Here is a 26505-nt window from a genome sequence, read left to right on the forward strand (position 1 = left end):
TTGAAGCACTAACAATGAAATATTTAATTGTAGGATTGGGCAATATCGGCCCCGAATATCACGAAACCCGTCACAACATCGGATTCATGGTAGTAGATACTCTGGCAAAAGCAGCAGGTGCCACTTTTACCGACGGACGTTATGGCTTCACCACAACGCTGTCAGTCAAGGGACGCCAACTATTACTACTGAAGCCTTCCACCTTCATGAACCTCAGCGGTAACGCCGTACGCTACTGGATGCAAAAGGAAAACATTCCATTGGAGAATGTGTTGGTAGTGGTAGATGACCTTGCACTGCCTTTCGGTACACTGCGCCTGAAAGGTAAGGGAAGCGATGCGGGACATAACGGCCTTAAGCATATTGCAGTAACGCTGGGCACCCAGAACTATGCACGCCTGCGTTTTGGAATCGGCAATGACTTTCCCCGTGGCGGACAGATTGACTATGTGCTGGGACATTTTACCGATGAAGATTGGAAAACAATGGGCGAGAGATTGGAAACAGCCGGAGAAATCATCAAAAGTTTCTGTCTGGCGGGAATAGATATCACCATGAATCAATATAACAAGAAATGAACGAAGCCAGAATTGACAAATGGATGTGGGCTGTACGCATCTTCAAAACACGTACCATAGCTGCCGAAGCCTGCAAAAAAGGGCGCATCAGCATCAATGGCGCACTGGCAAAGGCTGCCCGTACGGTGAAACCGGGAGACGTCATCCAAGTGCGCAAGCCCCCCGTCACCTATTCCTTCAAAGTACTGCAACCCATTGAAAAGCGTGTCGGCGCAAAGTTAGTAGCTGAAATGATGGAGAATGTAACGGCTCCGGAACAGTATGAACTGCTGGAAATGAGCCGTGTCAGCGGTTTCGTCAACCGTGCCAAAGGTACTGGACGGCCAACGAAAAAAGACCGCCGGAGCCTGGAAGAATTTACAGAACCGGAATTTCTGGATGATTTCGACTTTGAATTCGATTTCGAGGAAGAGTAAAATAAGGGAAAGATTATGAGCGAGAGAATAATTAAATGGGGATTCATCGGTTGCGGAGAAGTGACCAAATACAAAAGCGGACCGGCATTTCAGAAAATAGAGAACTCCGAAGTTGTGGCCGTCATGAGTCGAAATGGTGACAAGGCCAAGACCTACGCCAAGGAAAGAGGGATTCCCAAATGGTACGACGATGCCCAGGAGCTGATTGACGACGAAGAGGTGAACGCCGTGTACATTGCCACTCCTCCTTCTTCACATGCTACGTACGCCATCATGTCCATGAAGGCAGGTAAACCGGTCTACATAGAGAAGCCGATGGCTGTTACCTACGAAGAGTGCTGCCGCATCAACCGCATTTCCAAAGAAACGGGTGTTCCATGTTTTGTTGCGTATTACCGCCGCTATCTGCCCTACTTCCTAAAGGTAAAGTCACTGGTAGAGGAAGGACATATTGGCAACATCATCAACATTCAAATCCGATTCGCCCAGCCTCCCCGCGACCTCGACCATAACAAGGAAAACCTACCGTGGCGCGTGCAACCGGATATTGCCGGTGGAGGATACTTCTATGACCTTGCACCCCACCAGATAGATTTGTTGCAGGAAATCTTCGGATGTATCCTTGAAGCCAGCGGCTACAAGAGCAACCGTGGCGGACTATATCCAGCCGAGGACACCCTAAGCGCATGTTTCCAGTTTGACAGCGGACTGGTGGGCAGCGGCTCCTGGTGTTTCGTCGCCCACGAATCTGCCCGCGAAGATCGTATAGAAATCATTGGAGACAAAGGCATGATTTGTTTCTCCGTGTTCACCTATGACCCCATTGCGCTGCACACAGAAAGAGGGCGTGAGGAAATCATTGTTGAAAATCCCACTTACGTCCAGCAACCGCTTATCCAGGCAGTGGTAGACCACCTGCTAGGCAAGTCAATCTGCAGCTGTGACGGTGAAAGCGCCACTCTTACCAACTGGGTAATGGACAAAATACTGAACAAACTCTGATTAGCGTTCATGGGGTAAATCTTACCCCATGTCGAAACCTTCGCATTTTCGGCCGACCAGTTTGTACACATCGACACTCTCGCCTACAATCCATACCACATCTCCCTCTACAAAAGGTTCATGCGGGTCGGGAGCATGCAAGGTCTCCCCTCCCCGCTCCACACCGGCAATCAGACAGTGATATTTCTCGCGTATCCCTGCTTCTTTCAAGGTCTTGTTCAGGAAAGGAGACTGCCCGTCCACACAGAATTGGCGTAGAATCATTTCACTCTTCTCTATCACATCCGCATTCATGGCAGACACCTTATCCATCTCCTGACCGAAAATGCTCAATTCCTCATCCGTAGCAATTACTTGTATCTTGTCCTGCGGAAAAAGACGGACAGACGCTCCAGGAATATTAATCCGTTTCTTGCCCCGAAGGATAGAGACCACATGGATACCGTATTTCTTTCCAAAATTCAGCTCTGCCAATGTCCTGCCTGCCCATTCCGATTCGCCGGGAATCTCAAAATCTGTCAGGTGCAAGTCGCGTGACAGCAGACGCCCCGCATACTCCGGTTTCTTCTCTCCCATATACTCGGCACGCATGTCGCGGTACCGCAGATTCTGGAAGAATGTCCTTTCTATCATTATGGACTGCTTCTTCAACTGACGGGAAAGTATCATTAAAGTCACCAGCAACACCGCCACCCCAAATACCAGTCCCACAGACATCTTGAATAAACCGGCTATAACGAACATGACAAACGAAACACCCAACAGCAGGCGCAATACAATGGTAGCCACTAACGGCGCCCGATTTCCACGGTTATCCTTCCATAAAGTCACAAACTCTTCCGAGTGATTCTTTTTAATCATGATAGCACGCAGAAACGGAGCTATACACAGAATGATGATAAAGGCAGCCAACAAAGAGCCCCATACCCCGGGCAGACTGTCGTGCACGAAAGGCACCAGAAAACGGAACGCCAAAGCTATCACCGCCACGCAAATGATGGAATATACAACCGTAATCCTGACCAGTGCAAATATCAGTTTCTTCCACAGACTTTCATGGTTCATGGTCTGCGAACCTGAAGCATAGCGGGTCAAGAACTTTCTCCATTTTTCCGGCAAATGCGTATCCACAAGATTGGAAGCGGGCTCTGCCAAACGAATCATATAAGGAGTAAGGAAAGTAGTGATGACAGACACCGCCACCACAATAGGATACAAAAAATGGCTGGTGACATGCAGCGACACGCCCAGCGAAGCTATAATAAAAGCAAACTCACCGATTTGCGTCAGACTGAAACCGCACTGCATGGCCGTCTTCAGCGGTTGCCCCGCCAGCAGCACCCCCAGCGTCCCGAAGAGGGATTGTCCGAAAATGACCGCCAAAGTAATCACGACAATAGGTCCCGCATACTCCACAATCATAGCCGGGTCTACCATCATGCCGACCGATACGAAAAAGATGGCGCCAAACAAGTCCTTGACCGGCTTCACCAGGCGCTCTATGCTCTCCGCCTCTACCGTTTCGGCGAGAATGGAGCCCATGATAAATGCACCGAAAGCAGCCGAAAATCCCGTATGCGCAGCCATCACCACCATACCGAAACAGAGTCCAAGAGAGACTATCAGCAAAGTTTCCTCGCTCATCAACTTCCGGCACCGCTTCAGCAATCCGGGGATGAGGTAAATACCCACCACGAACCAAAGTATCAGGAAAAACAGCAGTTTGGCAATACTCTCCAGCATCTCCGTACCCTCAAAGTTATGGCTGACTGCCATCGTGGAGAGCATCACCATCAATACGATGGCAAGAATATCCTCCAGAATAAGCACACTGAGCACCAGACCCGTGAACTGCTTCTTGCGCATCCCCAAATCATCAAACGCCTTATAGATAATGGTGGTGGACGACATGGCAATCATACCGCCCAGAAATATGCAGTCCATCCGTTTCCAGCCGAAACCGGTACCTACCGCCACACCCAACAATATCATACAAAAGATGATGGTACACGCAGCAATAATCGCTGCCCCTCCCACCTTCACAATCTTCTTGAAGCTGAATTCCAATCCCAGTGCAAACAACAGGAAGATAACACCTATATCCGCCCAGGTCTGTATATTAGCCGTATCCATCACCGACGGTGTATAAGCCATGTGAGGGCTGGCAAGGAATCCTGCAACTACATATCCTAATACCAATGGTTGCTTCAACTTCTTAAAAAGCAGGGTCATAATCCCCGCACAAATCAATATCAGAGCTAAATCAGCTATAAGGGGAGCCAAGTGTGACATAATTCTTCGTCTGTATACCTTTTTGTTGACAAAGATAGTGAAAAGTTTAATAAGATGGAGGAACAATTCATCCTCTATTTCCTTTTTACAACACTCCTTTCGAGCTTGGCAGCCCAAAGTGATAAATATCCCTCTTCACCGCCATCTTCAGCGCACGTGCCAGCGCCTTGAAGATGCCCTCTATCTTATGATGTTCGTTCTGTCCTTCGGCTTTTACATTGAGATTCATCCGGGCAGCATCGCTCAAGGATTTAAAGAAGTGCAGGAACATTTCCGTAGGCATGTCTCCTACCTTCTCGCGCTTGAACTCGGTATCCCATACAAGCCACGGACGTCCGCCAAAATCGAGACACACCTGGCAAAGACAATCGTCCATAGGAAGAGCATAGCCGTAGCGTTCAATGCCTCGTTTGCTTCCTAAGGCTTGATAAAGGCAGTCGCCCAGGGCAAGGGCAGTATCTTCGATGGTGTGATGCTCGTCCACTTCAAGGTCACCTTTCACATGGATGGTAAGGTCCATACCACCGTGCTTGCCTATCTGTTCCAACATGTGGTCGAAGAAGCCCAGTCCGGTCACGATGTCACAATACCCGTCGCCATCCAGATTCAAAGATACATATATATCTGTCTCCTTGGTAGTGCGACGTACTTCCGCTGTACGCTCACCGGCAAAGAGGAATTCGGCCACCTTATCCCAATCCTTGGTGGCGAGAGCGCAGTAATCTTTAAGTCCGTCACAAGCGGCACTGCCACCTTCGGAGATGGGTTTCAATAAAGCCATATCATCTTGCAGAAGAATGGCGCGGCATCCCAAATTCTTTGCCAACTCCACATCCGTAGGCCGGTCACCGATGACGAAACTGTGGGACAAATCGTAGTCCGGGTTATCAAGGTATTTGGTAAGCATCCCGGTACGCGGCTTACGGGTTGGTGCATTGTCATCGGGCATGCTGCGGTCTATGCAGATGTCGTCGAAGGTGATGCCTTCGCCTTCCAATGTCTTCATCATCAGGTTGTGTGCCGGCCAAAAGGTCTCTTCTGGAAAGGAAGTTGTGCCGAGCCCGTCTTGATTGGTCACCATCACAAAATCAAAATCCAGCTTGCTGCGGATGAAGCCAAGATTACGCATCACTTTCGGATAGAACTCCAGCTTCTCCAGGGAGTCCAACTGATAATCAATCGGCGGCTCAATGACTAAAGTTCCGTCACGGTCTATAAAAAGTACTTTCTTCTTCATAAATGCTAAATGCTCAAATCGTAAGAACTTTCAACGCTTCAATCAATTTTTCATTCTCCCCTCTCGTTCCTACCGTCACCCGCAGGCAATTTCCGCAGAGTGACACGGAGTTACGGTTGCGGACAATGATACCCTTACCTACCAGATAATTGTAAATCTTCGCAGCATCCGTCACACGGGCCAGGAAGAAATTGGCATGAGAGGGGAACATCTTCACCGTACATGGCAGTGCGGCGAACTCGGCTTCCAGGTTCTCCCGCTCTTCTTTCAGGGTCTTCACCCAACGTTCTATTTCATAATAGCGGTGAAGCATTTCCACTGCCTGCTTCTGTGTCAACTGGTTCACGTTATAGGGATATTTTATTTTATTGAGGATGCCGATAATCTCCGGTGAGGCAAATGCCATACCTAGACGGATAGCAGCACATCCCCATGCTTTGGAAAAGGTTTGCAGCACAATGAGATTCGGATATTGATTCAAATTTTCAAGGAAGGAAGGTGCCTCGGAGAAGTCATTGTATGCCTCGTCCAGTATCACCAACCCATCAAACCGGCGAATCAGCGTTTCAATTTCGCTACGGAGCAGGTCATTGCCGGTAGGATTGTTGGGAGAACAGATAAAAATCAGTTTGGTATGCTCATCCGCAGCAGCCAGAAGCTTGTCGGCAGAGAACTGGAAATCCTCATCGAGCAGCACTTTGCGGTACTCCACATCATTAACGTCGGCACAGACTTGATACATGCCGTAAGTAGGGTCGATGGCCACTACATTGTCCACACGGGGTTCACAAAAAGCACGGAACACCAAATCGATAGCTTCATCACTGCCATTCCCTAAGAAGATGGAATCGGGACTCACCTTTTTAATTTTAGACAATTCAGTCTTTAACTCCCGCTGCATGGGGTCGGGATAACGGTTGTGCGGCATGTTATAAGGATTCTCGTTTGCATCGAGAAAAACGGATGCCGCAGCACCATTATATTCATCTCGTGCTGAAGAATAAGGCTTCAGACGCCAGATATTCGGACGGGTAAGTTCTTGTAATGTTTTCACCATGTTATTTATGATTTGACAATTTACGATTAAAATTACTTTAAGCCATCAACTCTCAATTTTCAACTTTCAATTTTCATTTCCATTTTCCAACTGCCCCAGTCTCACACTCACAGCATTCTTATGCGCATCCAGCTGTTCATTGGCAGCCATCAGCTCAATGGCAGGGCCGATGATATTCAATCCTTCCGGCTTTATCTCCTGAAAAGTTATCTTGCGGATAAAGCTGTCGAGGCTGACACCGCTGTATGCTTTAGCATAGCCGTTTGTCGGCAAGGTATGGTTTGTGCCCGAAGCATAATCTCCCGCACTCTCCGGAGTAAGAGAACCCAAGAATACAGAACCGACATTCACGATACGTTCTGCCACAGAAAGATAATCCTCGGTTTCTATGATAAGATGTTCGGGAGCATACGCGTTGGTCAGTTCGATGGCTTCTTCCATGCTGTCCACTACAATCAGTTTGCTATTGGCAAGAGACTTTTCGGCAATCTCTTTACGTGGCAGTAAGGCCAGTTGGCATTCCACTTCCACCTTTACAGCTTGTTGCAATTCGACAGAGGTCGTAATTAATATAGCTTGACTGTCCACTCCGTGTTCTGCCTGGCTCAATAAGTCGGCGGCGACAAAAACCGGATTAGCTGTTTCGTCAGCCAGAACTTCTACTTCCGAAGGTCCTGCCGGCATATCTATCGCCACATCACGCAAGCTCACAAGCTGTTTGGCAGCCGTGACATACTGATTTCCCGGACCGAATATCTTGTAAACTTTAGGCACACTTTCCGTTCCGTATGCCATAGCGGCAATGGCTTGTATGCCGCCAGCTTTGAAAATCCGGTTGACACCTGCCACTTTTGCGGCAAACAGCACAGCGGGATGTACCTTTCCGTCACGTCCCGGAGGGGTGCAGAGAACAATTTCCTTGCATCCGGCAATCCTGGCGGGAACGGCCAGCATCAGTACCGTAGAAAACAGCGGAGCCGTTCCTCCGGGGATATACAATCCCACCTTTTCTATAGCAACCGCTTTCTGCCAGCAGGTCACCCCCGGCCGAGTCTGCACTTTCTTGCCCTCAAAGCGTTGTGCCGCGTGGAAAGTCTCAATGTTCTGCTTTGCCAGTCGAATAGCTGCTTTCAAGTCTTCACTCACCAGGTTTTCCGCTTCCTGCTGTTCCTCTTCCGACACAGCCAGCGAAGTCAGCACCACTTTATCAAATTTTTTTTCATAATCCAGTACAGCACAGTCTCCCTCCGCTTTCACACGGTCAATAACGCTCCGCACCGTATCAAACAGATTCTCCGTATTCATCACCGGACGTTTCAGAATCTCTTGCCACTGGAATTTATCGGGATTACTAATCAATATCATAATGACATGTTTTTAAAGATTTATGCATAAGCCATGATATTCTTGGAGGTGTGTCGAGGCTTTAAATTATCATTTTCTCAATCGGCAGCACCAGAATGCCTTCCGCCCCCAACGCTTTCAGCTTTCCAATTATCTCCCAGAAACATTTCTCGTCGAGTACGGTATGTACCGAGCACCAGCCTTCTTGCGCCAACGGCATCACCGTGGGGCTCTTCATGCCCGGAAGTACAGAGACAATCTCATCCAGTTTCTCTTTCGGGGCATTCATCAGCACATATTTCTTATCTTCGGCTGTCTTCACGGCATCCATACGAAACAACAGCTCCCTCAATATCTCTTGCTTTTCCTCGCTCATGTTCTTGTTGCCAATCAGTAGCGCTTCCGACTTCATCACAACCTCCACTTCCTTCAAACGGTTGCTCACCAGCGTAGAACCGGAACTTACAATATCGAAAATAGCATCTGCCAGACCGATGCCCGGCGCCACTTCTACTGACCCCGTAATGACGTGTATCTCCGCATTCACCCCATTCTCTTTCAAAAAGCCGGAAAGGATGCCCGGATAAGATGTCGCAATCTTCTTTCCATGAAACCACTTCACCCCCGGATACTCAATATCCTTCGGCATGGCAAGAGACAGACGGCACTTGCTGAATCCCAGACGCTTGATTATCTCCGCATCCTCATTCTTCTCAACAAATTCATTCTCACCCACAATGCCTATATCAGCCACTCCAGTAGCCACAGACTGCGGAATGTCGTCATCCCTCAAAAACAACACTTCAAGAGGAAAGTTTGACGACTGCACCAACAACGAACGCTTCATGGCACTTAACTTAATATCCGATTCTCCCAAAAATGACATGGTCTCGTCATAAAGACGACCTTTAGCTTGTACTGCAATTCTTAACATAAGGCTATTTACTATTTTACGATTTACTATTTTGAATGAGATGGCAGAAAACAAAACGAGGCTTACCAATATTCGGCAAGCCTCGTCATTTATGTCATTTGTTGTACATATACACTCATACGCCCACCGAGTTATTCGTCAGGATGATGATGGTGATGATGTGCAACGATATTCTTCATATTTTTTTGGTTTTAATGCGACAAAAGTAAACTAAAAGTTTGAAACTTCAAAAGATTTATCACAAAAAGTTTATTTTTTCTTTCAAATTCATCTTACTTCACCACAGATTACACAGATTTGCACAGATTATTTTTATTTCAATCTGTGCAAATCTGTGTAATCTGTGGTAAAACAATCAAATCAACGGCAATATTTCCTCCTGCTCCACTTCGCAGCTATGGAAATGCATTTCCGTTTCCGCTTTCTCTTTCGGGAAGGTGAAGTAAGTGCAGGTAGCTTCCGTACAAAGTTCTCCCATGCTATTGTACAGACGTGCTTCTATGATGGCGATATTCCGCTTTTGCTCCCGAAGTGAAGCCCGCAGCACCACATGCGTGTCGTTGGTCGATATGGATTTGCGGAACCGAGTCTCCATTTTCGATGTCACCCCGCCAGTCTGCAGCTTGCGGAACACTACCCAACCGCAGATTTCATCCAGCAATACGGACTGGATGCCTCCATGCAACGTATTCAGCCATCCCTGATACTCCGGACGCGGCTTCCAGATACTCACCACCTCGTCACCGTCCTCATAAAACTCCATTCTCACACCTGCTTCATTGTCGGGAGAGCAACCGAAACAGTTGTACCCCTCCATATCTTTCCACGGATTGATAATCTTCTTCATATCGTATTCTTCTTTTTTATCTGGCTCTGATTCATATATTCTCTCAATAAAACGTTCAATATTAGTCATTCCGATTGAAAACTACAAATTATTAATGCCTTTTTCATCGAAAAATTAGTGGGATGCTGTTCTAAACCGGTTATTTTATTTAGCTTTGTATAAATGAGAGAGAACAACAAGATGCAAAAAGGGGTCTTTTTCTGCTTATGGATACTATTTACATTCTCATTGTTTGCGCAAAACAAGGAGAACGGTTCCGTCACATGCGACAGCATCGTACATAAAAATACCTTCGTAAAAGCATTGAAGAAATTCCTCGACTTCAGTGACTTCGACACTACCTATATCAGTCCCAACCGATACAATTACGCCCTGATGCTCGACCATTTCACCAATTACGAGTATTACTCCGTGGGCAATGACGGTCAGCGGCTCCGTTTTTCGCCCAACCCGCACAACAAGATAGGCGCTTACTTCGGATGGCGTTGGATATTCCTGGGATGGGCTGTCGATACGGACTGGCTCTACGGAAAGAAAAGCAAGAAAAAGCGCGGTACGGAGTTTGATCTCAGTCTTTACAGTTCCAAACTGGGAGTCGACATTTTCTATCGCAGCACCGGAAACGACTATAAGATACACAAGGTATCCGGCTTTTCCGACGAGATTCCCTCCAATTATTCCGAAGACTTCAACGGATTGAAAGTAAAAATGAAGGGGGTGAATCTATATTACATTTTCAACAACCGACGTTTCTCCTATCCGGCTGCCTTCAGCCAGTCCACCAACCAGCGCCGCAATGCAGGTTCTTTTATTGCCGGATTCTCCGTATCCACCCACAATCTGAACTTCGACTATACCAAGCTGCCCAAAATAATTCAGAGAGCCATGAACCCGGGTATGAAGGTGAAACATATCAAATACACGAATATCAGCCTCAACGCCGGCTATGCCTACAATTGGGTGTTTGCCCGCAACTGCCTCGCATGCCTATCGTTCAATCCGGCTGTCGCCTACAAGACATCACGCATAGAGAAGACAGAAGAGCGGGAAGCGGACGACTGGTACAAGAATTTCAATATCGACTTCATTCTGCGTGCAGGTGTGGTATACAACAACAGCAAATACTTCGTGGGTACCTCATTCGTAGGACGGACATACGACTACTACAAAAACAGTTTCTCCCTGAACAACGGGTTCGGCACCCTCCAAATATATGCCGGATTCAACTTTTATCTGAAAAAGGAGTACCGGAAGAACAAAAAGTAAAAAAAGGCTTTCAGCCCTCATCTCCCCTCAAAAGCTATAAACACACTCCACCCCTACTATATCTTTCCGCTTATCCTTCTCCCACTGTCTGCAATAGAAGATGTCCGCCTCCCAGCGCTCGGACAAGGGCAACGTAATGCCTCCGCGATAACGCATCCGCTTTACTCCGAAGTGCTCTGTCCTATTCAAACCATTATACATCTCGGCCGAAGCATACGGCTCCACCTTGCACTTCGGAATGTCATATGCCACCTTCGCACGTGAGCGCAAACGCAACTCGTCCGTATGTCCATCGAACGTATGCTGAAAGCGCTCACGCAAGGACAGTTTCACCCTTTGCACACGGGCAGACAGAGTGCCTTCCAAACGGTAGCGGTGCCGGAACTTCCAGCCATCCGCCCCCCGATTGCGGTAATGCGTCTCATACCCGGCTCCAAGCTTCAGGAAAGGCAACAGCTTATAGCTTCCCCCCACCTTCAGCCCCCACCGGTCTGTCTTTCCCAAATCATCCTTTGTACGCCACTCCAGCCCACCGGAAACAGTAAGTGCCGGCTTCAACTTATATTCGAAACCGGCATTCGCCCAAGTGGCAAAATCCTTCTCCTGCGCCCGCAGGGAAAAAGACGAAACAACCCATAGAACTATCGGCAAAACAAGTACTTTCGTGCATGAAGATATATTACTTACCATACGCTTATTCTGTTAAAGTGTCAAAGGTAAGGATAAATTCTGTAACAATTCTGTAATACTACAAATCTTGTCTGCACATTTCCGATTTTTCAATGATACTTAAAAAACAGAAACCAAGATACAAAAAACAACTCAAAGTTGCCATATATGTATGGCATCATATATATTTGTAGCATGAAAAAACACCCTTATAAGCGTTTCATAGATTATTTATTTTGGGGGATTCATTTATGTGAAATCTCTTTCAAATACTCCTCCACCTTTCCGAAGAAGGAGGTCAGATGAGAACCGTCGACAAAAGCATGGTTCACATAGATGGAAAGAGGAAATACCAGACGACCTTCACGGGATACAGCCTTGCCGGCAGTCATCAACGGATAACTGCAACCGTTGCCTGCTTCGGCAAGTGTATAGGTTATCGAGGTGAAATACATTTTGGGAACTGCACTCAGATGGACCACATCGTAATCGCCTTGCCCGGCAAGAATCTTTTCGGCTCCATAAGGGTCACCGTCCTCGGGTATGTTTGTTATCAAGGCGTAAGCTTCGGCATAGAAACGCTCAAAGTCTTCGTGGTAGGGAATGCGCACGGTATAGAATGTCTTTCCGGGAACAGCTATCGGAGAAATGATGTCCACCCGGTCGTGAAAAACAACCCGGCCTTCCTTGTCGGTACGGTAACGGAGTTCATCGACTTCATTAGCCGAACGCACCACAGCATACAGATAATAAAGGAAAAAGGAGCGCTTTGCAGCCCGGGCTGCAGCACTGGCTTCCGTGCAGTCAATCTCTGTAGTGACGGAATACCAGGAATTTACAAAACTGCGGAAAAAGCCGTAGTTATCCCGACGTTCCCAAGCATCAATGTCTATAATGTGTTTCATACAAAAAGGGGATTTAGTGAAAAAAGGATGCCTTTTTACAAGCATCCTTTTTCCGATTCTATTTATTTCTCTTTCTTATAATTCTCCAGTCCGGTCTGCAGAAATTCGATATACTTAGGTATATCTTCGTCGTAGGAGTAAGACTTGTTAAGCGGCTTACCTTCGTTGTCAATCAACACATAGAAGGGCTGCGCATTGGCACCGAACTTGACACGCTGCAGATAACTCCACTTGTCGCCTACGGTACGCAGCGTACGTTCCGTGCCGTTCTCCACAATCTTCACGGGAGAAGGAAGCGGTGTCTTGTTGTCGACGTAAAGCGTGATAAGCACATAGTCGTTGTTGATAATGTCACTCACCTTAGGGTTTGTCCATACGGCAAGCTCCATCTTACGGCAGTTCACGCAACCATAACCGGTGAAGTCGAGCATCACGGGCTTGCCATGCTGACGGGCATACTCCATACCGAGGTCATAATCATCGAACTTGGCATGCACTTCATTATTGTAAAGATTGAAATCTTGCGTCTGCATGGGCGGCGCAAAAGCACTGACAGCTTTCAGCGGAGCTCCCCACAAACCGGGAATCATATATACTGCAAATGCCAGTGAGGCCAACGCCATAAAGAAACGGGGCACACTAACCTTTGAATCGTCATCATCGTGCGGGAACTTGATTTTGCCCAGCAAGTAGAAACCAAGCAGTGCAAAAAGTACAATCCACAAAGCAAGGAACGTTTCACGGTCGAGGATGCGCCAACCGTAAGCTAAATCGGCTACCGAAAGGAACTTCAGGGCAAAAGCCAGCTCCAGGAAGCCAAGCGTCACCTTGATGATATTCATCCATCCACCGGATTTGGGCATGGACTTCAACCAGGACGGGAATAAGGCAAACAGCGTGAAAGGCAATGCCAATGCAATGGCAAAGCCCAGCATGCCAATAGCGGGAGCCACCACACTACCCGTCGTGGAAACCTGAACCAGCAGGAATCCGATAATAGGTCCCGTGCAGGAGAAAGATACCAGCGACAAGGTAAACGCCATCAAGAAGATACTGAGCAAACCACTTGTCGCCTCGGCTTTACTGTCTACAGCCGTACTCCATTTGGAGGGCAACGTTATTTCGAACGCTCCGAAGAAGGAAGCCGCAAACACAACCAGCATCAAGCAGAAAAGAATATTGAATACTGCATTCGTAGAGAGTGCGTTCAGTGCGCTGGCTCCGAAAATCAGCGTAATGGCCAGCCCGAGCGTCACATAAATCACTACGATGGAAGCACCATACGTCCATGCATCACGGATGCCTTTCTTCTTATCCTTGCTACGCTTCAGGAAGAAGCTGACAGTCATCGGGATGATGGGCCATACACAAGGGGTGAAGAGCGCTAACAGTCCGCCGGCAAATCCGGTAATAAAGATATAAATCCAAGACATATCTTCCTGCGAAGTGGTTTCGCCCAAAGATTGCAGTTCATTGATAACCGGTTTCCAAAAGTTCACCTTGTCCGTCACATTGATTTCCGTCGGTCCGTCCGCACCACCGACAACAGCCACAGAAACCATGTCGGTGGCAGCCTCCTGCTTTGCGGGCTGTTCTTCAACTTTCGTTTCAACCGTAGCTGCAGCAGCTTCTTTGGCAGCCCCTTCTGCCTCACCGGAGAATTGGAAAGGCACTTGTGTGGGCGGCAGACAATTTTCATCGTTGCAAGCGCCATACTCCAGATATCCTTCCAGCTGATAGGCACCACCCGTCAATTTTAGCTTCTGCACAAATTGGGCCGTATTTTCAAAATAGCGTACCTTCATTTCGAACAACTTATCGAAAGTAGAGATTTCCTTGCCTACAGGCTTCAGTTTGCCAGCCACTTCCGCTCCGGAGATTTTCTCCACATTGAAAGTCGCCGAGATAGGACCGCCATCGCCCAAGTCGGTGGAATAGACATGCCAGCCCTTGTCAATAGCAGCCGTAAAAACGACCTCCGCTTCATCGGCAGCCAAAGTCTTCAGCTCGGACTTGAACTTGACTGGGTCTTGTATCTGTGCCTGCACTGCCACAGCGAAAAGCAACAGAAATAAAGGGAACAACAATTTCTTCATGTTCTCTGATTTAATTTTTAATTTTTAATTTTCAGTTATCTCGTAGTCCACGCAGGCACGGCTCTCTTTCACAGCAGCGATAAGCTTGCCGGCAGCCACGTGGTCGGGATGGGTGGCATAGTATTTCACGTCATCCAACGTATCGAACTCACTGTAAAGAGCGATACTCCAAGCCTCGCCTGGATTGATATTCAGCCCGACTTCAATCTTGCGGATAACGGATATTTTAGCCGGAAGCGCTTCGATAGCTGCCTTGAAACTGTTCATTGCAGCCAACTTTTCGTCAGCCGGTGCCTCATCTTTTAACTTAAATAATACAATGTGCTTTACCATAACTTTGCCATTTAAATGATTTATCACTATATTTGTCAGCCTAAGCGGCTGTTTTAACAACTGCAAAAATACTGGTTTTGTTTCAAATATACACTTAAACGGATGTTAATAATAGGAATTGCAGGTGGAACCGGCTCAGGAAAGACCACCGTCGTACGTAAAATTATCGAAAGCCTACCGGCTGGTGAAGTGGTATTATTGCCACAAGACTCTTACTACAAGGACAGTAGCCATGTGCCCGTGGAAGAACGGCAGAACATCAACTTCGACCACCCCGACGCTTTTGAGTGGAGCCTTCTTTCCAGACATGTCGCCATGCTGCGCGAAGGAAAAAGCATAGAACAGCCCACCTACTCATACCTGACGTGTACACGCCAGCCCGAAACCATCCATATCGCCCCCCGGGAAGTCATCATCATAGAAGGTATCCTTGCCTTGTGCGACAAGAAACTGCGAAGCATGATGGACCTCAAGATATTTGTAGACGCTGACCCCGACGAACGCCTAATTCGTGTAATCCAGCGTGATGTAGTGGAACGCGGACGCACGGCAGAAGCCGTTATGGAACGCTATACACGTATACTAAAACCCATGCACCAGCAATTCATAGAGCCCTGCAAACGATATGCAGACCTCATTGTACCGGAAGGCGGAAACAACCAGGTAGCCATCGATATATTGACCATGTATATCAAGAAGCACTTGGGAAGTTAATTTGTAATGGAGAATTGATAATGGAGGATTAAGAACACACTAAATCTATGAGATATGAACAGTTTATTTTCTCTCGCCAAACATAAATCATCCATTATCAATTCTCCCGTCTCAATTATCTTACTGTTGTTGTGCTGTATCGCAGGATGCCGTGGAGGACATCCTGCCGAAAAAGAAGAAGCGGATGACCTGCAACAGATAAAGGACAGCGGAGAACTGGTTGTATTGACTCTGTACAGCTCCACTTCCTACTTCATCTACCGTGGCCAGGATATGGGATTCCAATATGAGCTAAGCGAGCAGTTTGCCAAGAGCCTGGGAGTAAAGCTGAGAATAGAGGTAGCCCGGAATGTGCACGAACTCATAGAGAAGTTATTAGCAGGCAAGGGAGACCTCATCGCCTACAACCTGCCTATCACTAAAGAATGGAAAGACAGTCTGCTTTATTGCGGTGAAGAGGTCATCACGCACCAAGTCATCGTGCAACGTAATAACGGACGTACCAAACCACTGAAAGACGTGACGGAACTCATCGGGAAAGGTGTATATGTAAAGCCGGGAAAATATTATGAACGGCTGGTCAATCTGGACGAAGAGCTCGGAGGAGGTATCCACATCCATAAAGTGACCAACGACAGTATCAGTGCAGAAGACCTCATCACCCAAGTGGCACAAGGGAAAATCCCCTATACCGTAGCAGACAATGATGTGGCACAGCTTAATACGACCTATTACCCCAACCTGAATATCAGACTCTCCATCAGCTTTGACCAGCGTGCATCGTGGGCAGTCCGGAAAGACTGTCCGCAACTGGCAGCCGCCGCTAACAAATGGCATGAGGAGAATATGACTTCACCTGCCTATACGGCAAGTATGAAACGATATTTTGAAATCGGCAAGGCCATTCCCCACTCTCCTATCCTCTCCCTGCGCGAAGGAAAAATTTCCCATTACGATGATTTGTTCAAGAAATATGCTCCCAAGATAGACTGGGACTGGCGCCTGCTGGCGTCTCTGGCATATACTGAGTCCAACTTCGACTCCACTGCCGTATCCTGGGCCGGTGCCAGGGGGCTGATGCAACTGATGCCTGCCACAGCCAGGGCTATGGGGCTACCCGAAGGAAAGGAACAGAACCCTGAAGAGAGTATAAAGGCTGCCGTGAAATACATAGGCGCCACAGCCAAAAGTTTTTCCAAGATACCCCAGGAAGAACGCATCAACTTTGTGCTGGCATCTTATAATTCCGGAATCGGCCATGTGCTGGATGCCATGGCACTGGCCGAAAAATACGGCAAAAACAAATATGTCTGGCGTGATAATGTAGAAAACTTCATCCTGCTAAAAAGCAATGAGGAATACTTCACCGACCCCGTCTGCAAAAACGGCTATTTCCGTGGCATCGAAACTTATAACTTCGTAAGGGATATTACGTCACGTTTCGAGCAATACAAGAAGAAGATAAAGAATAAGGATTAGGGGTTAACGAATTGCGCATAATATTAGGAATATATGCCGCAGGAATGTTAATCCCTAATCCTTATTTTCCTTCCTTCTTAAAACAGATTCAGTTTGTTCTTTCTCGCTTCTTCCAGGGAAACGGTTGTTACTTGTTTCTCCCGGTTCTTCTCGCACAACTGCCGATACTTCTCATGCAGTTCTTCTTCCAGTTCCTCCTTTGTCTCAGGATTCATCAGTTTGGCTGCTACTGTAGCATTCTGTGAGGCGTCCTTCAGATGGATTACGGGAGCATGATAGACCGGAGCAATCTTTAGAGCAGTGTGAAGCGGTGAAGTCGTGGCACCACCTATCAGCAGAGGAATGTCCAGGCCTGCCTTTTCCAACTCAATGGCTACATGCACCATTTCATCCAGCGAAGGGGTTATCAAGCCACTCAATCCTATCATGTCTACCTTTTCCTCTATGGCATGCTGTACAATGGTTTCGGCAGGCACCATGACGCCAAGGTCCACTATATCGTACCCGTTGCAGGCCATTACTACCGAGACTATATTTTTTCCAATGTCGTGCACATCACCTTTTACCGTAGCCAACAACACCTTTCCGGCAGCAGTTGCACCTTCTTCTTTCTCCGACTCGATTATGGGCTGGAGGATGGCAACCGCTTTCTTCATGGTGCGTGCCGTCTTCACTACTTGCGGCAGGAACATTTTGCCTGCCCCAAACAAATCGCCTACATGATTCATGCCCGCCATCAACGGACCTTCAATGATAGAAACAGCTTTGGGATACAGCTTCAACGCTTCGGCAAGGTCTGCTTCCAGATAATCGCCGATACCCTTTGTCAAGGCGTACTTCAACCGCTCTTCCACAGAAGTCTCCTCTCTCCAGGCAAGTTGGGAATGGGCGGCAGCCTGCCGCTCTCCTCCGGAAGTTTTTGCCGCCTCTGCTTCCGCTTTCAAGCGTTCGGCAGTTTCTATCAAGCGCTCGGCAGCATCGGGACGACGGTTCAAGACCACATCCTCTATGCGCTCCAATATATCAGCGGGAATATCGGTGTAAAGAACGGAGGTAGCCGGATTGACGATACCCATATCCATGCCCTCGCGGATGGCATAGTAAAGGAATACGGCATGCATCGCCTCGCGAATGTAATTATTGCCGCGGAAAGAGAAGGAAAGGTTACTCACTCCTCCACTGACATGCGCACCGGGCAGATTCTTGCGTATCCATCCGGTGGCACGGATAAAGTCTACAGCATAATTGTTGTGCTCGTCCATACCGGTTGCCACGGCAAGTACATTCGGGTCGAAAATTATATCATGGGGATTGAAACCTGTCTTGTCCACCAAAAGACGGTATGCCCGTTCGCAGACCTCAATCTTACGTTCGTACGTGTCTGCCTGCCCTTTTTCATCAAAAGCCATCACCACGGCTGCCGCACCATATTGCTTGATGGTACGCGCATGCTCCAGGAATTTATCTTCCCCCTCCTTCAAGGAGATGGAGTTGACGATGGACTTGCCTTGCAGGCATTTCAATCCGGCCACAATCACTTCCCACTTAGAGGAGTCTATCATGACGGGAACACGGGCAATCTCAGGTTCCGAAGCTATCAGATGGAGGAAAGTCGTCATCTCCGCTTGAGCATCCAGCAGTCCGTCGTCCATATTTATATCAATGACCTGCGCACCGTCTTCCACCTGCTGGCGAGCAATGCTGAGCGCCTCGTCATATTTCTTTTCATTAATCAGACGCAAGAATTTGCGCGAACCCGCCACATTGCAGCGTTCACCCACATTCACGAAGTTATTTTCCGGCTTCACTTCCAGAAGTTCAAGCCCGGAAAGCCAAAGATTTTCCGGTCTGGGAACCGGCTGATGGGGCGTTGCACCGGCAATCAGCGAGGAGTACTCGGCAATGTAGGCATCTGTCGTTCCGCAACAACCACCGATAATATTCACCAATCCCTCATGGATATACTCTTTTACTTCATGTGCCATATCGGCAGGAGTCTGGTCGTATGTGCCCAAGCTGTTGGGCAGTCCGGCGTTGGGATAAGCGCTGATATAATAAGGTGCACGGGCAGCAAGCTGCTCCAGGAAAGGTTTCAGCTGGCGGGCACCAAAGGAGCAGTTCAGCCCAACGGAAAAAATATCGGCATGCTGCACGGAGGCGAGAAAAGCATCCAAAGTTTGTCCCGACAGAGTACGCCCTCCAATATCAGAAACAGTCACAGAGAGCATCAAGGGTACATGAACTCCTACAGTTTCCATCGCCTGCCCGGCGGCAAAAATAGCAGCCTTGGCATTCAGCGTATCAAAAATGGTTTCTATCAGCAAAGCATCCACACCACCTTCGAGCAACGCTTCCATCTGCTCACGGTAGGCATCGGCCAGTTCATCGTAGCTCAAGGCACGAAAGGCCGGATTGTTCACATCGGGACTCATGGAGCAGGTCTTGTTCGTCGGTCCTACGGAGCCTGCCACAAAACGGGGTTTGTCGGGAGTAAGAGAAGTAAACTCATCCGCCACTTCGCGTGCCAGACGCACTGCGGCAAGATTCATCTCACGCACATAGTCCTGCACATGATAATCGGCCATACTGATGCAGGTGGAACTGAATGTATTTGTTTCGATGATATCCGCACCTGCCGCCAGATACTTGCGGTGAATATCTTGTATCACATCAGGGCGTGTCAGACAAAGCAGGTCATTGTTACCTTTCATCTGTCCGGGAATCTGCGAGAAGCGTTCACCCCGAAAATCTTCCTCTGTCAAGTTGTATTGCTGTATCATAGTGCCCATTGCACCATCCAAAATAAGGATGCGCTCACGCACCAAACTACCAAGTTTACTCATATTATCTTTTAAACATACGCGCCATATCGCGTTTGTCATCTTTTTCCTTCAGTGATTCGCGCTTATCATATTGCTTCTTACCTTTGGCAAGTGCCACCACAAGTTTGGCCAGCCCTTTTTCATTGATAAACAAACGCACGGGAACAATGGTGAAACCCGGATCTTTCGTACCGCGCATCAGTTTTTCAAGTTCCTTCTTATTCAACAAAAGCTTGCGCTCCCTGCGTGCATTGTGATTGTTGTACGAACCATAGAAGTATTCGGCCACATGCATGTTCTTCACCCACAATTCGCCGTTGGCAAAGTAACAGAACGTATCGACCAAGCTTGCTTTCCCCAACCGGATGGACTTGATTTCTGTGCCCGTAAGCACAATGCCAGCCGTATAGGTGTCTGTCAGTTCGTAGTCGAACGTAGCACGCTTATTCTTTATATTTACAGGAGCTTGTTTCATAACATTTATCAGTTTAGCACTACCGTCAGCTTATTGAATATCCATTCAATGACCACCGGACAAGCTATTAACAAAATAGAAGACAGAATGGTGAAACGCAAACGGTATTTTTCTTCTATCTGCATCACCTTTTTGCTTCCTTCCCACACTACATATACAATATAGAATTGGAGCAACAGAGCCATAATGCCGAAATTCGGCAATATGCCGATAACAATCTTCAGCATGAATACCACAACCAGTGCATAACCTGCAAACTGTTGCGCCAAAGGGACATCACTGTCCAGCATAAACATGCGGACACGCAGCCCATTGATGAGATAGGCTGCCAAAAAATATCCTCCGAACAAGGATACAGCCACCGCACAGCATTGTGTCATGGCATATTGAAAGCTTTGCGGCCCATCCCATCCCATCTTCATCAAAGAACCGATGAAAACGGACAACCCGCATAAACCAATCATAGGATAGACAAAAGCAGCAAACACTTTTCGCCTATCCTCTAAACTAATTTCCTCCCAGGCACGAGCCGGAGAGGAAATCAGTAGTATTGCTATATGAAATAAATCTTTGTAATTCAATATCTTATTTTTCAGTTTCTCCCTTTGTAACAGTATACACTTCTTCCTTAGTTTGAGAATCGTCCAACTTCAGTGAATATGAATTTACTTTCGTAACAATTTCAATAGTAGTCGGATTTTCAGAAGTGGATGTCTGACGTTTGTAACGTTTAAAAACCTTTCTTAAATCATATACTTTATAGAACAATCCCAACCCATAATAACCGCCAGTATTTGCAGTCAATGTGTAAGATGTGCTATTAGTGGATGTCGAATCACCATTAGAATTATGGCCCAAATATAATCTTAAAGTTGTTCCATTATCCTCATTCGGGTAATACACTAACGTCAAAAAATGCCTTTTATTAGTAATATAATAATTTATCGGAAGTAGAAGCGTATGATCGTCATAGAAAAACTTAGGAGCATATTTTATACCACCAGCATCATATCCTAACGAAATGATAGCAGCATTATTGGATTTACTGATAGAATCATTTGCAGCGACTCCCTTTTGTTCAACTATTTCCACTGTATTATCTAATGATTCAATAGAGTACAATTCAACCCCCTTAACATCTTTCTCATCAGCAGGTATATCTACTTGAGTAGGATCCCAACGATAATATATCTGTGCTACCTTATCGCTCATATCAGACATTTTAAAGCCATTGGCCTCTAAAGCCGAAATTGAGGCAGATGTTGGAGTTATAGTTACACCGTTCTCACCTTTAAAAGAATAAACACCCATATAGTTCTGAACTTTAACCATACCCCCTCCATAATTGTAAGGGTCACTATCCGAATTCAAACACGAAGTAAACGAAATGCCCATCAACAATGTCAAGGCAACCACCAAGAATTTTAATTGTTTCATCTTTTTTTCTATAAATATTAGAGTTTGCAAATTTAGATAAAAGAATTGAGTAATATAGTACTCTCCTCGTTTTTTCATTGTTTTTAAGATTAAATGAAAGATTAATCTAAATACTGCATATCACAGTAACATTTAACATTTACATCAGTTAATCCACACCTACACAATCTTGGCAAACAGCTCCAAATGTTCATCCACATAGCCAGCAACCAAAGCTGTATATTCCTCCTCTTTTTCCAAAAATTCATCTTCCAGCTCATCGAAAGCCTCATATTGCTCGTACATTGCCATAAACTCCTCGTCTGTACGTTCACGTTCCAAGTCATCACGATGGCTATCGTATACTTTCTTGGCAGCATAAACCAACTTACTCAAATCGCCCACTCTCCACAAACGCATCACTTTGGCAAACGGATTGTCGAAAATATAACCGCCATAACCATTTTGAATCAGTTGGCAGAAGCCTCCCTCCATCACTTCATCACGGAATATCTGATAGGCCAACAATGAATGCTGTTCACCGGTAAGCAAAGGCATCGTCTCGGCAGTCATTTCTCCGCCTATTTCTTTTTTATAAGCATCGGTGAATACGCCAATAAACGCATCCATCCCTTCGCCGGCAGCCTGGCGCAATGCCACATCTGTAACTTCTATCATAGTCTGAATCTTATTTGTTTCTCATTGATTGAATCGGGTGGCAAAGGTAAGAAATGAATTGCGAAAAAAGGAATCATAAGGACCAATTCTGTTCTGCTGCAAGCAGATTCAGCATATCTAAGAGGAAAATGTCCAAAAACTAGCCGCATACTCCCTGAAAACTAAGTACGGAATCGGCACCTATTATTCTTACCACAGCTGTTGTAAGAAAACAACACAGCCGTTGTAAGAAAACGACACAGCTGTTGTAAGAAAGGAACACAAGTGTAGTAAGAATAATAAGTAGGGAGTTTGAGGACAGTTGCAGGCACTTTCCCAACAAATTAATCCTAAGTTCCGGCATAACATTTCAGCCGCAGGATGACAGCGGATAACGCAAACTCATTTTTCAAAATCTGCTTTCGGGCGTACAAAGCAAAAGTCTGAAAAACATCCGCCGAACTACAATTTCACATTATTATAGAAAAAAGTCAAATTGAACAGTTGGCAGAAACGGGGAAAACAACTAACTTTGCACCCGACTAATAAAAGTAGACTACGTTTTTTTTAAATTATATCACTTAAAAAAGAGCTAATTATGACTTATTCACACGAAGTGGAACACATGTGTGTTGTGAAGAAAGGTCCTAACCACGGACCGGCTCCTATTCCCGAAGAAGGTAAATGGGTAAAAGCTAAAGAAATTGTTGACATCTCTGGTCTGACACACGGCATCGGCTGGTGTGCTCCTCAGCAAGGTGCATGTAAATTAACCCTCAATGTAAAGGAAGGCGTTATCCAGGAAGCTTTGGTTGAGACTATCGGTTGCTCCGGTATGACTCACTCTGCTGCTATGGCATCAGAAATCCTCCCGGGAAAGACTATCCTCGAAGCATTGAACACTGACCTCGTTTGTGACGCTATCAACACAGCTATGCGCGAACTCTTCCTGCAAATCGTTTATGGTCGTACCCAATCTGCTTTCTCGGAAGGCGGTTTGATGATTGGAGCTGGCTTGGAAGACTTGGGCAAAGGTCTGCGCAGCCAGGTAGGCACATTGTACGGAACGTTGGCTAAGGGTTCTCGTTACCTGGAAATGGCAGAAGGTTACATCAAGACTATCGCTTTGGACAAGAACGACGAAATCTGCGGTTACGAATTTGTTCATCTGGGCAAGTTTATGGATGAAATCAAGAAAGGTACAGACGCCAATGAAGCATTGAAGAAAGTTACCGGTACATACGGCCGCTTCACTGAAGAGCAAGGTGCAGTTAAACACATTGACCCACGTCACGAATAATATAAGGAGGAAAGACATATGATTAGAGAAGTAAAATTTGAAAGCCAAGACCGTCGTATCAAGCAGATTCTTGCCGCATTGAACGCAAACGGTATCAAAGACATCGAAGAAGCCAATGCTATCTGCGAAGCTCATGGTCTCGATCCTTATAAGACTTGTGAAGAAACTCAGCCCATCTGTTTCGAAAATGCAAAATGGGCATACGTTGTAGGTTGCGCCATCGCCATTAAGAAGGGCTGCAAGAACGCTGCTGAAGCTGCTGAAGCTATCGGTATCGGTCTGCAGGCATTTTGTATTCCGGGTTCTGTAGCTGACGACCGCAAGGTTGGTATCGGTCATGGTAACTTGGCAGCCATGTTGCTGCGTGAAGAAACCAAGTGTTTCGCTTTCTTGGCAGGTCACGAGTCATTCGCTGCTGCCGAAGGTGCTATCAAGATTGCCGCTAAAGCCGACAAGGTACGTAAAGAACCTCTGCGTTGCATCCTGAACGGTCTCGGCAAGGACGCTGCACAGATTATCTCTCGTATCAACGGCTTTACATACGTTCAGACTCAATTCGATTACTATACAGGTGAACTGAAAGTAGTTCGTGAAATCGCATACAGCGACGGTCCCCGTGCCAAAGTAAAATGCTATGGTGCAGACGATGTTCGCGAAGGTGTGGCTATCATGTGGAAAGAGGGTGTGGATGTATCCATCACTGGTAACTCTACGAATCCGACCCGCTTCCAACACCCGGTTGCAGGTACTTATAAGAAAGAACGCGTATTGGCTGGTAAGCCGTACTTCTCAGTAGCATCTGGTGGTGGTACTGGTCGTACTCTGCATCCGGACAACATGGCTGCCGGACCGGCTTCTTACGGTATGACAGACACTATGGGTCGTATGCACTCAGACGCTCAGTTCGCTGGTTCTTCATCAGTTCCCGCTCATGTGGAAATGATGGGATTCCTCGGCATCGGTAACAACCCGATGGTAGGATGTACAGTGGCTTGTGCCGTTGACGTGGCTACTGCTTTGGCTAAGTAATTTAAGTTACTTAATACAGATAAACTCCTGTAATCCTTGTGGTTGCAGGAGTTTTTTATTTGTGGTAACTTGGCTTAGATAACAGATTGAAGCACCTTGCATCACTCGTTATTTGGAGTGAATGAATGGTGAATCAATAAGGAGATTAACAAGATAAATCCTGCTTTATTTAAGTCCGAACAGCTCATGTGAAGAGTAGCCAATTACCCCTCAAATCAAGCCATAAACAGGTTACTTTTGCAGCCGATTTGCAGCCGAATTTGCCATTCTTAAAAAACGGCTGCAAGAATTGATATAATCAACTATAATACAATGCGATACACTCCATATAACATTTAATTTAAAATGGAGAAACATTGTACAATGGTTTACTTTTCATTAAGAGAAAGTAAGCAAAACAAGAAAGGTCTATCACCTATTGAGGTTTCAATCACCACTAACGGAAAGAGAATCTACTTTAGTACAGGTAAACATGTACCTGCTGCTGATTGGAACAAAGAGAAGCAAGCTGTAAAAGGCAAGAGTGAAGAAGCTCAGCTAATCAACGGTTATCTGATTCAACTACGGAATAAGATATATCAGAAAGAAATTGAGCTGCTTCAAAAGGGCTACCTTATCACTGCTGAACTATTAAAAGAAGCTATCACAGACAAGGTGGAAGCCCTAAACGAGAAGACTTTATTGGATGTTCTGAACGAACATAACACAGAGCGCAAAGCAATGGTAGGTAAAACTGTTGCCCCTGCCACTTATTGGGTGTTTGAATATACAGGCAGACTATTCAAAGAGTTCATTCAGCAGAAATATGAACGTAAGGACTTATATTTAAGAGAGATAAACTTGGGCTTCATTCAAGGATTCCATGCTTTCCTTTTAGGAGAGAAGAAGATGGGACAAAACTCCTGCACCAAGCATTTAAAGTTCTTAAAGAAGTTGCTAAATTTAGCTGTCGCCAACTCTTATATATCCTACAATCCTGTAAATGCTTATAAAGTAGAACGCGAACCCGTAGAAGTGGATTTCTTGGATGAAGAAGAGCTGAGGAAGATTATCAACTTTGATACTCCCCTACCAAGATTGGAACGAGCTAAAGATATGTTCCTATTTGGGTGCTTCACTGGGCTTAGTTACATTGACATTAAGACCTTGGCACCAGAACACTTTGAGAAAGACAGTGCAGGCAGAATATGGATAAAGAAACGTAGAGTTAAAACAGGAGTTCTATCACGAATCCCCCTACTCCCTATCGCCAAACTGATATTGGATAAGTACAAAGGTGGAGAGAAACTACTCCCTATTCAAGACCCTGCGGACATCAACAAATATCTAAAGGATATAGCTATACTCTGTGGAATCAATAAACGAATTTGCTTCCACACAAGTAGGCATACATTTGCAAGTACAGTTACTTTAGCCAATAACATATCTCTGGAAGTTGTTTCTAAGATGTTAGGACATACCAATACACGAATGACTGCCCATTATGCAAAGCTAATAGACAAGTGCATTGGTGAGCAGATGGATAAACTTATGGATACGTTTACAGGAGATTCTGATTACTAAAGCATATCCTACCCACAAATTCCCCACTTGTAGCAATGCAGGTGGGGATTATTTTTTAATTTTGCCTTAAACTA

24 protein-coding genes are annotated in these 26505 nt (G+C 46.3%); 9 read left to right on the plus strand and 15 right to left on the minus strand.

What is annotated here, in order from left to right:
• Positions 1–14: 14 nt before the first annotated feature.
• Genes pth through JXR92_RS15960 form a run of 3 tightly spaced genes read left to right on the plus strand, consistent with a single transcriptional unit; the run spans position 15 to position 1996 of the window.
• Positions 15–578 (plus strand): aminoacyl-tRNA hydrolase, encoded by a 564-nt coding sequence (gene pth / locus JXR92_RS15950; RefSeq protein WP_117601645.1) that lies wholly within the window; start codon positions 15–17, stop codon positions 576–578.
• Positions 575–994 (plus strand): RNA-binding S4 domain-containing protein, encoded by a 420-nt coding sequence (locus tag JXR92_RS15955; protein WP_117601646.1) that lies wholly within the window; start codon positions 575–577, stop codon positions 992–994. The genes pth and JXR92_RS15955 overlap by 4 nt, the downstream gene beginning before the upstream one ends.
• Before the next feature lie 15 nt (positions 995–1009).
• Positions 1010–1996 carry a Gfo/Idh/MocA family protein gene (locus tag JXR92_RS15960; protein WP_117601647.1) on the plus strand — a complete coding sequence of 329 codons (987 nt, stop codon included), beginning with the start codon at positions 1010–1012 and terminating at the stop codon, positions 1994–1996.
• A 21-nt stretch (positions 1997–2017) separates the two neighbouring features.
• Here JXR92_RS15960 and JXR92_RS15965 read toward each other — a convergent pair whose 3' ends face one another.
• From JXR92_RS15965 to JXR92_RS15990, 6 genes are all read right to left on the minus strand, one after another.
• The gene (locus JXR92_RS15965) at positions 2018–4288 is read right to left on the minus strand and encodes a monovalent cation:proton antiporter family protein (RefSeq protein ID WP_117601648.1); all 2271 of its coding nucleotides are present in this window, start codon (positions 4286–4288) and stop codon (positions 2018–2020) included.
• Between the two features lie 85 nt (positions 4289–4373).
• Entirely contained in the window at positions 4374–5525 is a 1152-nt protein-coding gene (hisB, locus tag JXR92_RS15970; protein WP_138345611.1) for a bifunctional histidinol-phosphatase/imidazoleglycerol-phosphate dehydratase HisB, read from the minus strand.
• A gap of 13 nt (positions 5526–5538) precedes the next feature.
• The gene (gene hisC / locus JXR92_RS15975) at positions 5539–6582 is read right to left on the minus strand and encodes a histidinol-phosphate transaminase (protein ID WP_119961302.1); all 1044 of its coding nucleotides are present in this window, start codon (positions 6580–6582) and stop codon (positions 5539–5541) included.
• A gap of 66 nt (positions 6583–6648) precedes the next feature.
• Positions 6649–7947, minus strand: coding sequence for a histidinol dehydrogenase (gene hisD, locus JXR92_RS15980; RefSeq protein ID WP_119961303.1), 1299 nt, complete (start codon positions 7945–7947; stop codon positions 6649–6651).
• Positions 7948–8008: 61 nt separating this feature from the next.
• Positions 8009–8860 carry an ATP phosphoribosyltransferase gene (gene hisG, locus JXR92_RS15985; protein WP_044467625.1) on the minus strand — a complete coding sequence of 284 codons (852 nt, stop codon included), beginning with the start codon at positions 8858–8860 and terminating at the stop codon, positions 8009–8011.
• Positions 8861–9215: 355 nt separating this feature from the next.
• Entirely contained in the window at positions 9216–9707 is a 492-nt protein-coding gene (locus JXR92_RS15990) for a PaaI family thioesterase (protein ID WP_016272848.1), read from the minus strand.
• A 162-nt stretch (positions 9708–9869) separates the two neighbouring features.
• Here JXR92_RS15990 and JXR92_RS15995 point away from each other — a divergent pair, with 162 nt between their 5' ends.
• Positions 9870–10973, plus strand: a complete 1104-nt coding sequence (locus JXR92_RS15995) for a DUF4421 domain-containing protein (protein ID WP_370528660.1) — start codon at positions 9870–9872, stop codon at positions 10971–10973.
• Positions 10974–11000: 27 nt separating this feature from the next.
• Here JXR92_RS15995 and JXR92_RS16000 read toward each other — a convergent pair whose 3' ends face one another.
• The 4 genes from JXR92_RS16000 to JXR92_RS16015 form a co-directional block, all read right to left on the minus strand.
• Complete coding sequence (locus tag JXR92_RS16000) at positions 11001–11663, minus strand: DUF2490 domain-containing protein (protein WP_117601652.1); 663 nt, start codon at positions 11661–11663, stop codon at positions 11001–11003.
• 224 nt (positions 11664–11887) lie between these two features.
• The gene (locus JXR92_RS16005; RefSeq protein ID WP_117601618.1) at positions 11888–12547 is read right to left on the minus strand and encodes a CatA-like O-acetyltransferase; all 660 of its coding nucleotides are present in this window, start codon (positions 12545–12547) and stop codon (positions 11888–11890) included.
• 62 nt (positions 12548–12609) lie between these two features.
• Positions 12610–14643, minus strand: a complete 2034-nt coding sequence (locus tag JXR92_RS16010; RefSeq protein ID WP_117601619.1) for a protein-disulfide reductase DsbD family protein — start codon at positions 14641–14643, stop codon at positions 12610–12612.
• 24 nt (positions 14644–14667) lie between these two features.
• Positions 14668–14976, minus strand: a complete 309-nt coding sequence (locus JXR92_RS16015) for a Dabb family protein (protein ID WP_117601620.1) — start codon at positions 14974–14976, stop codon at positions 14668–14670.
• Positions 14977–15078: 102 nt separating this feature from the next.
• On the opposite strand from JXR92_RS16015, the gene udk reads away from it, so the two are divergent.
• Both udk and JXR92_RS16025 read left to right on the plus strand, forming a co-directional pair.
• On the plus strand, positions 15079–15690 hold the full coding sequence (udk, locus tag JXR92_RS16020) for a uridine kinase (RefSeq protein ID WP_022401974.1): 612 nt from the start codon (positions 15079–15081) through the stop codon (positions 15688–15690).
• Positions 15691–15744: 54 nt separating this feature from the next.
• Positions 15745–17169, plus strand: a complete 1425-nt coding sequence (locus tag JXR92_RS16025) for an MltF family protein (protein ID WP_171030433.1) — start codon at positions 15745–15747, stop codon at positions 17167–17169.
• A 77-nt stretch (positions 17170–17246) separates the two neighbouring features.
• Here the strand turns inward: JXR92_RS16025 and metH are convergent, their stop codons facing one another.
• From metH to JXR92_RS16050, 5 genes are all read right to left on the minus strand, one after another.
• The gene (gene metH / locus JXR92_RS16030) at positions 17247–20012 is read right to left on the minus strand and encodes a methionine synthase (RefSeq protein ID WP_119961306.1); all 2766 of its coding nucleotides are present in this window, start codon (positions 20010–20012) and stop codon (positions 17247–17249) included.
• 1 nt (position 20013) lies between these two features.
• On the minus strand, positions 20014–20466 hold the full coding sequence (gene smpB / locus JXR92_RS16035; RefSeq protein WP_005831836.1) for an SsrA-binding protein: 453 nt from the start codon (positions 20464–20466) through the stop codon (positions 20014–20016).
• A gap of 8 nt (positions 20467–20474) precedes the next feature.
• Complete coding sequence (locus JXR92_RS16040; protein WP_117601624.1) at positions 20475–21047, minus strand: Yip1 family protein; 573 nt, start codon at positions 21045–21047, stop codon at positions 20475–20477.
• Between the two features lie 4 nt (positions 21048–21051).
• Positions 21052–21981: a hypothetical protein gene (locus JXR92_RS16045; protein ID WP_138345613.1), complete on the minus strand. Its 930-nt coding sequence runs from the start codon at positions 21979–21981 to the stop codon at positions 21052–21054.
• A gap of 81 nt (positions 21982–22062) precedes the next feature.
• Entirely contained in the window at positions 22063–22560 is a 498-nt protein-coding gene (locus JXR92_RS16050; RefSeq protein ID WP_117964215.1) for a DMP19 family protein, read from the minus strand.
• A 577-nt stretch (positions 22561–23137) separates the two neighbouring features.
• On the opposite strand from JXR92_RS16050, the gene JXR92_RS16055 reads away from it, so the two are divergent.
• The 3 genes from JXR92_RS16055 to JXR92_RS16065 all read left to right on the plus strand — a co-directional run bounded on the left by JXR92_RS16055 (position 23138) and on the right by JXR92_RS16065 (position 26431).
• Positions 23138–23839: an iron-sulfur cluster assembly scaffold protein gene (locus JXR92_RS16055; protein ID WP_005831848.1), complete on the plus strand. Its 702-nt coding sequence runs from the start codon at positions 23138–23140 to the stop codon at positions 23837–23839.
• 18 nt (positions 23840–23857) lie between these two features.
• Positions 23858–24868 carry a GGGtGRT protein gene (locus JXR92_RS16060; protein ID WP_138345615.1) on the plus strand — a complete coding sequence of 337 codons (1011 nt, stop codon included), beginning with the start codon at positions 23858–23860 and terminating at the stop codon, positions 24866–24868.
• A 345-nt stretch (positions 24869–25213) separates the two neighbouring features.
• Entirely contained in the window at positions 25214–26431 is a 1218-nt protein-coding gene (locus JXR92_RS16065) for a site-specific integrase (RefSeq protein ID WP_138345617.1), read from the plus strand.
• The last annotated feature ends 74 nt before the right edge of the window (positions 26432–26505 follow it).

Origin of the sequence: Bacteroides parvus, assembly GCF_017309675.2 — a bacterium.
In the GTDB taxonomy this organism is placed as follows: domain Bacteria; phylum Bacteroidota; class Bacteroidia; order Bacteroidales; family Bacteroidaceae; genus Bacteroides; species Bacteroides uniformis.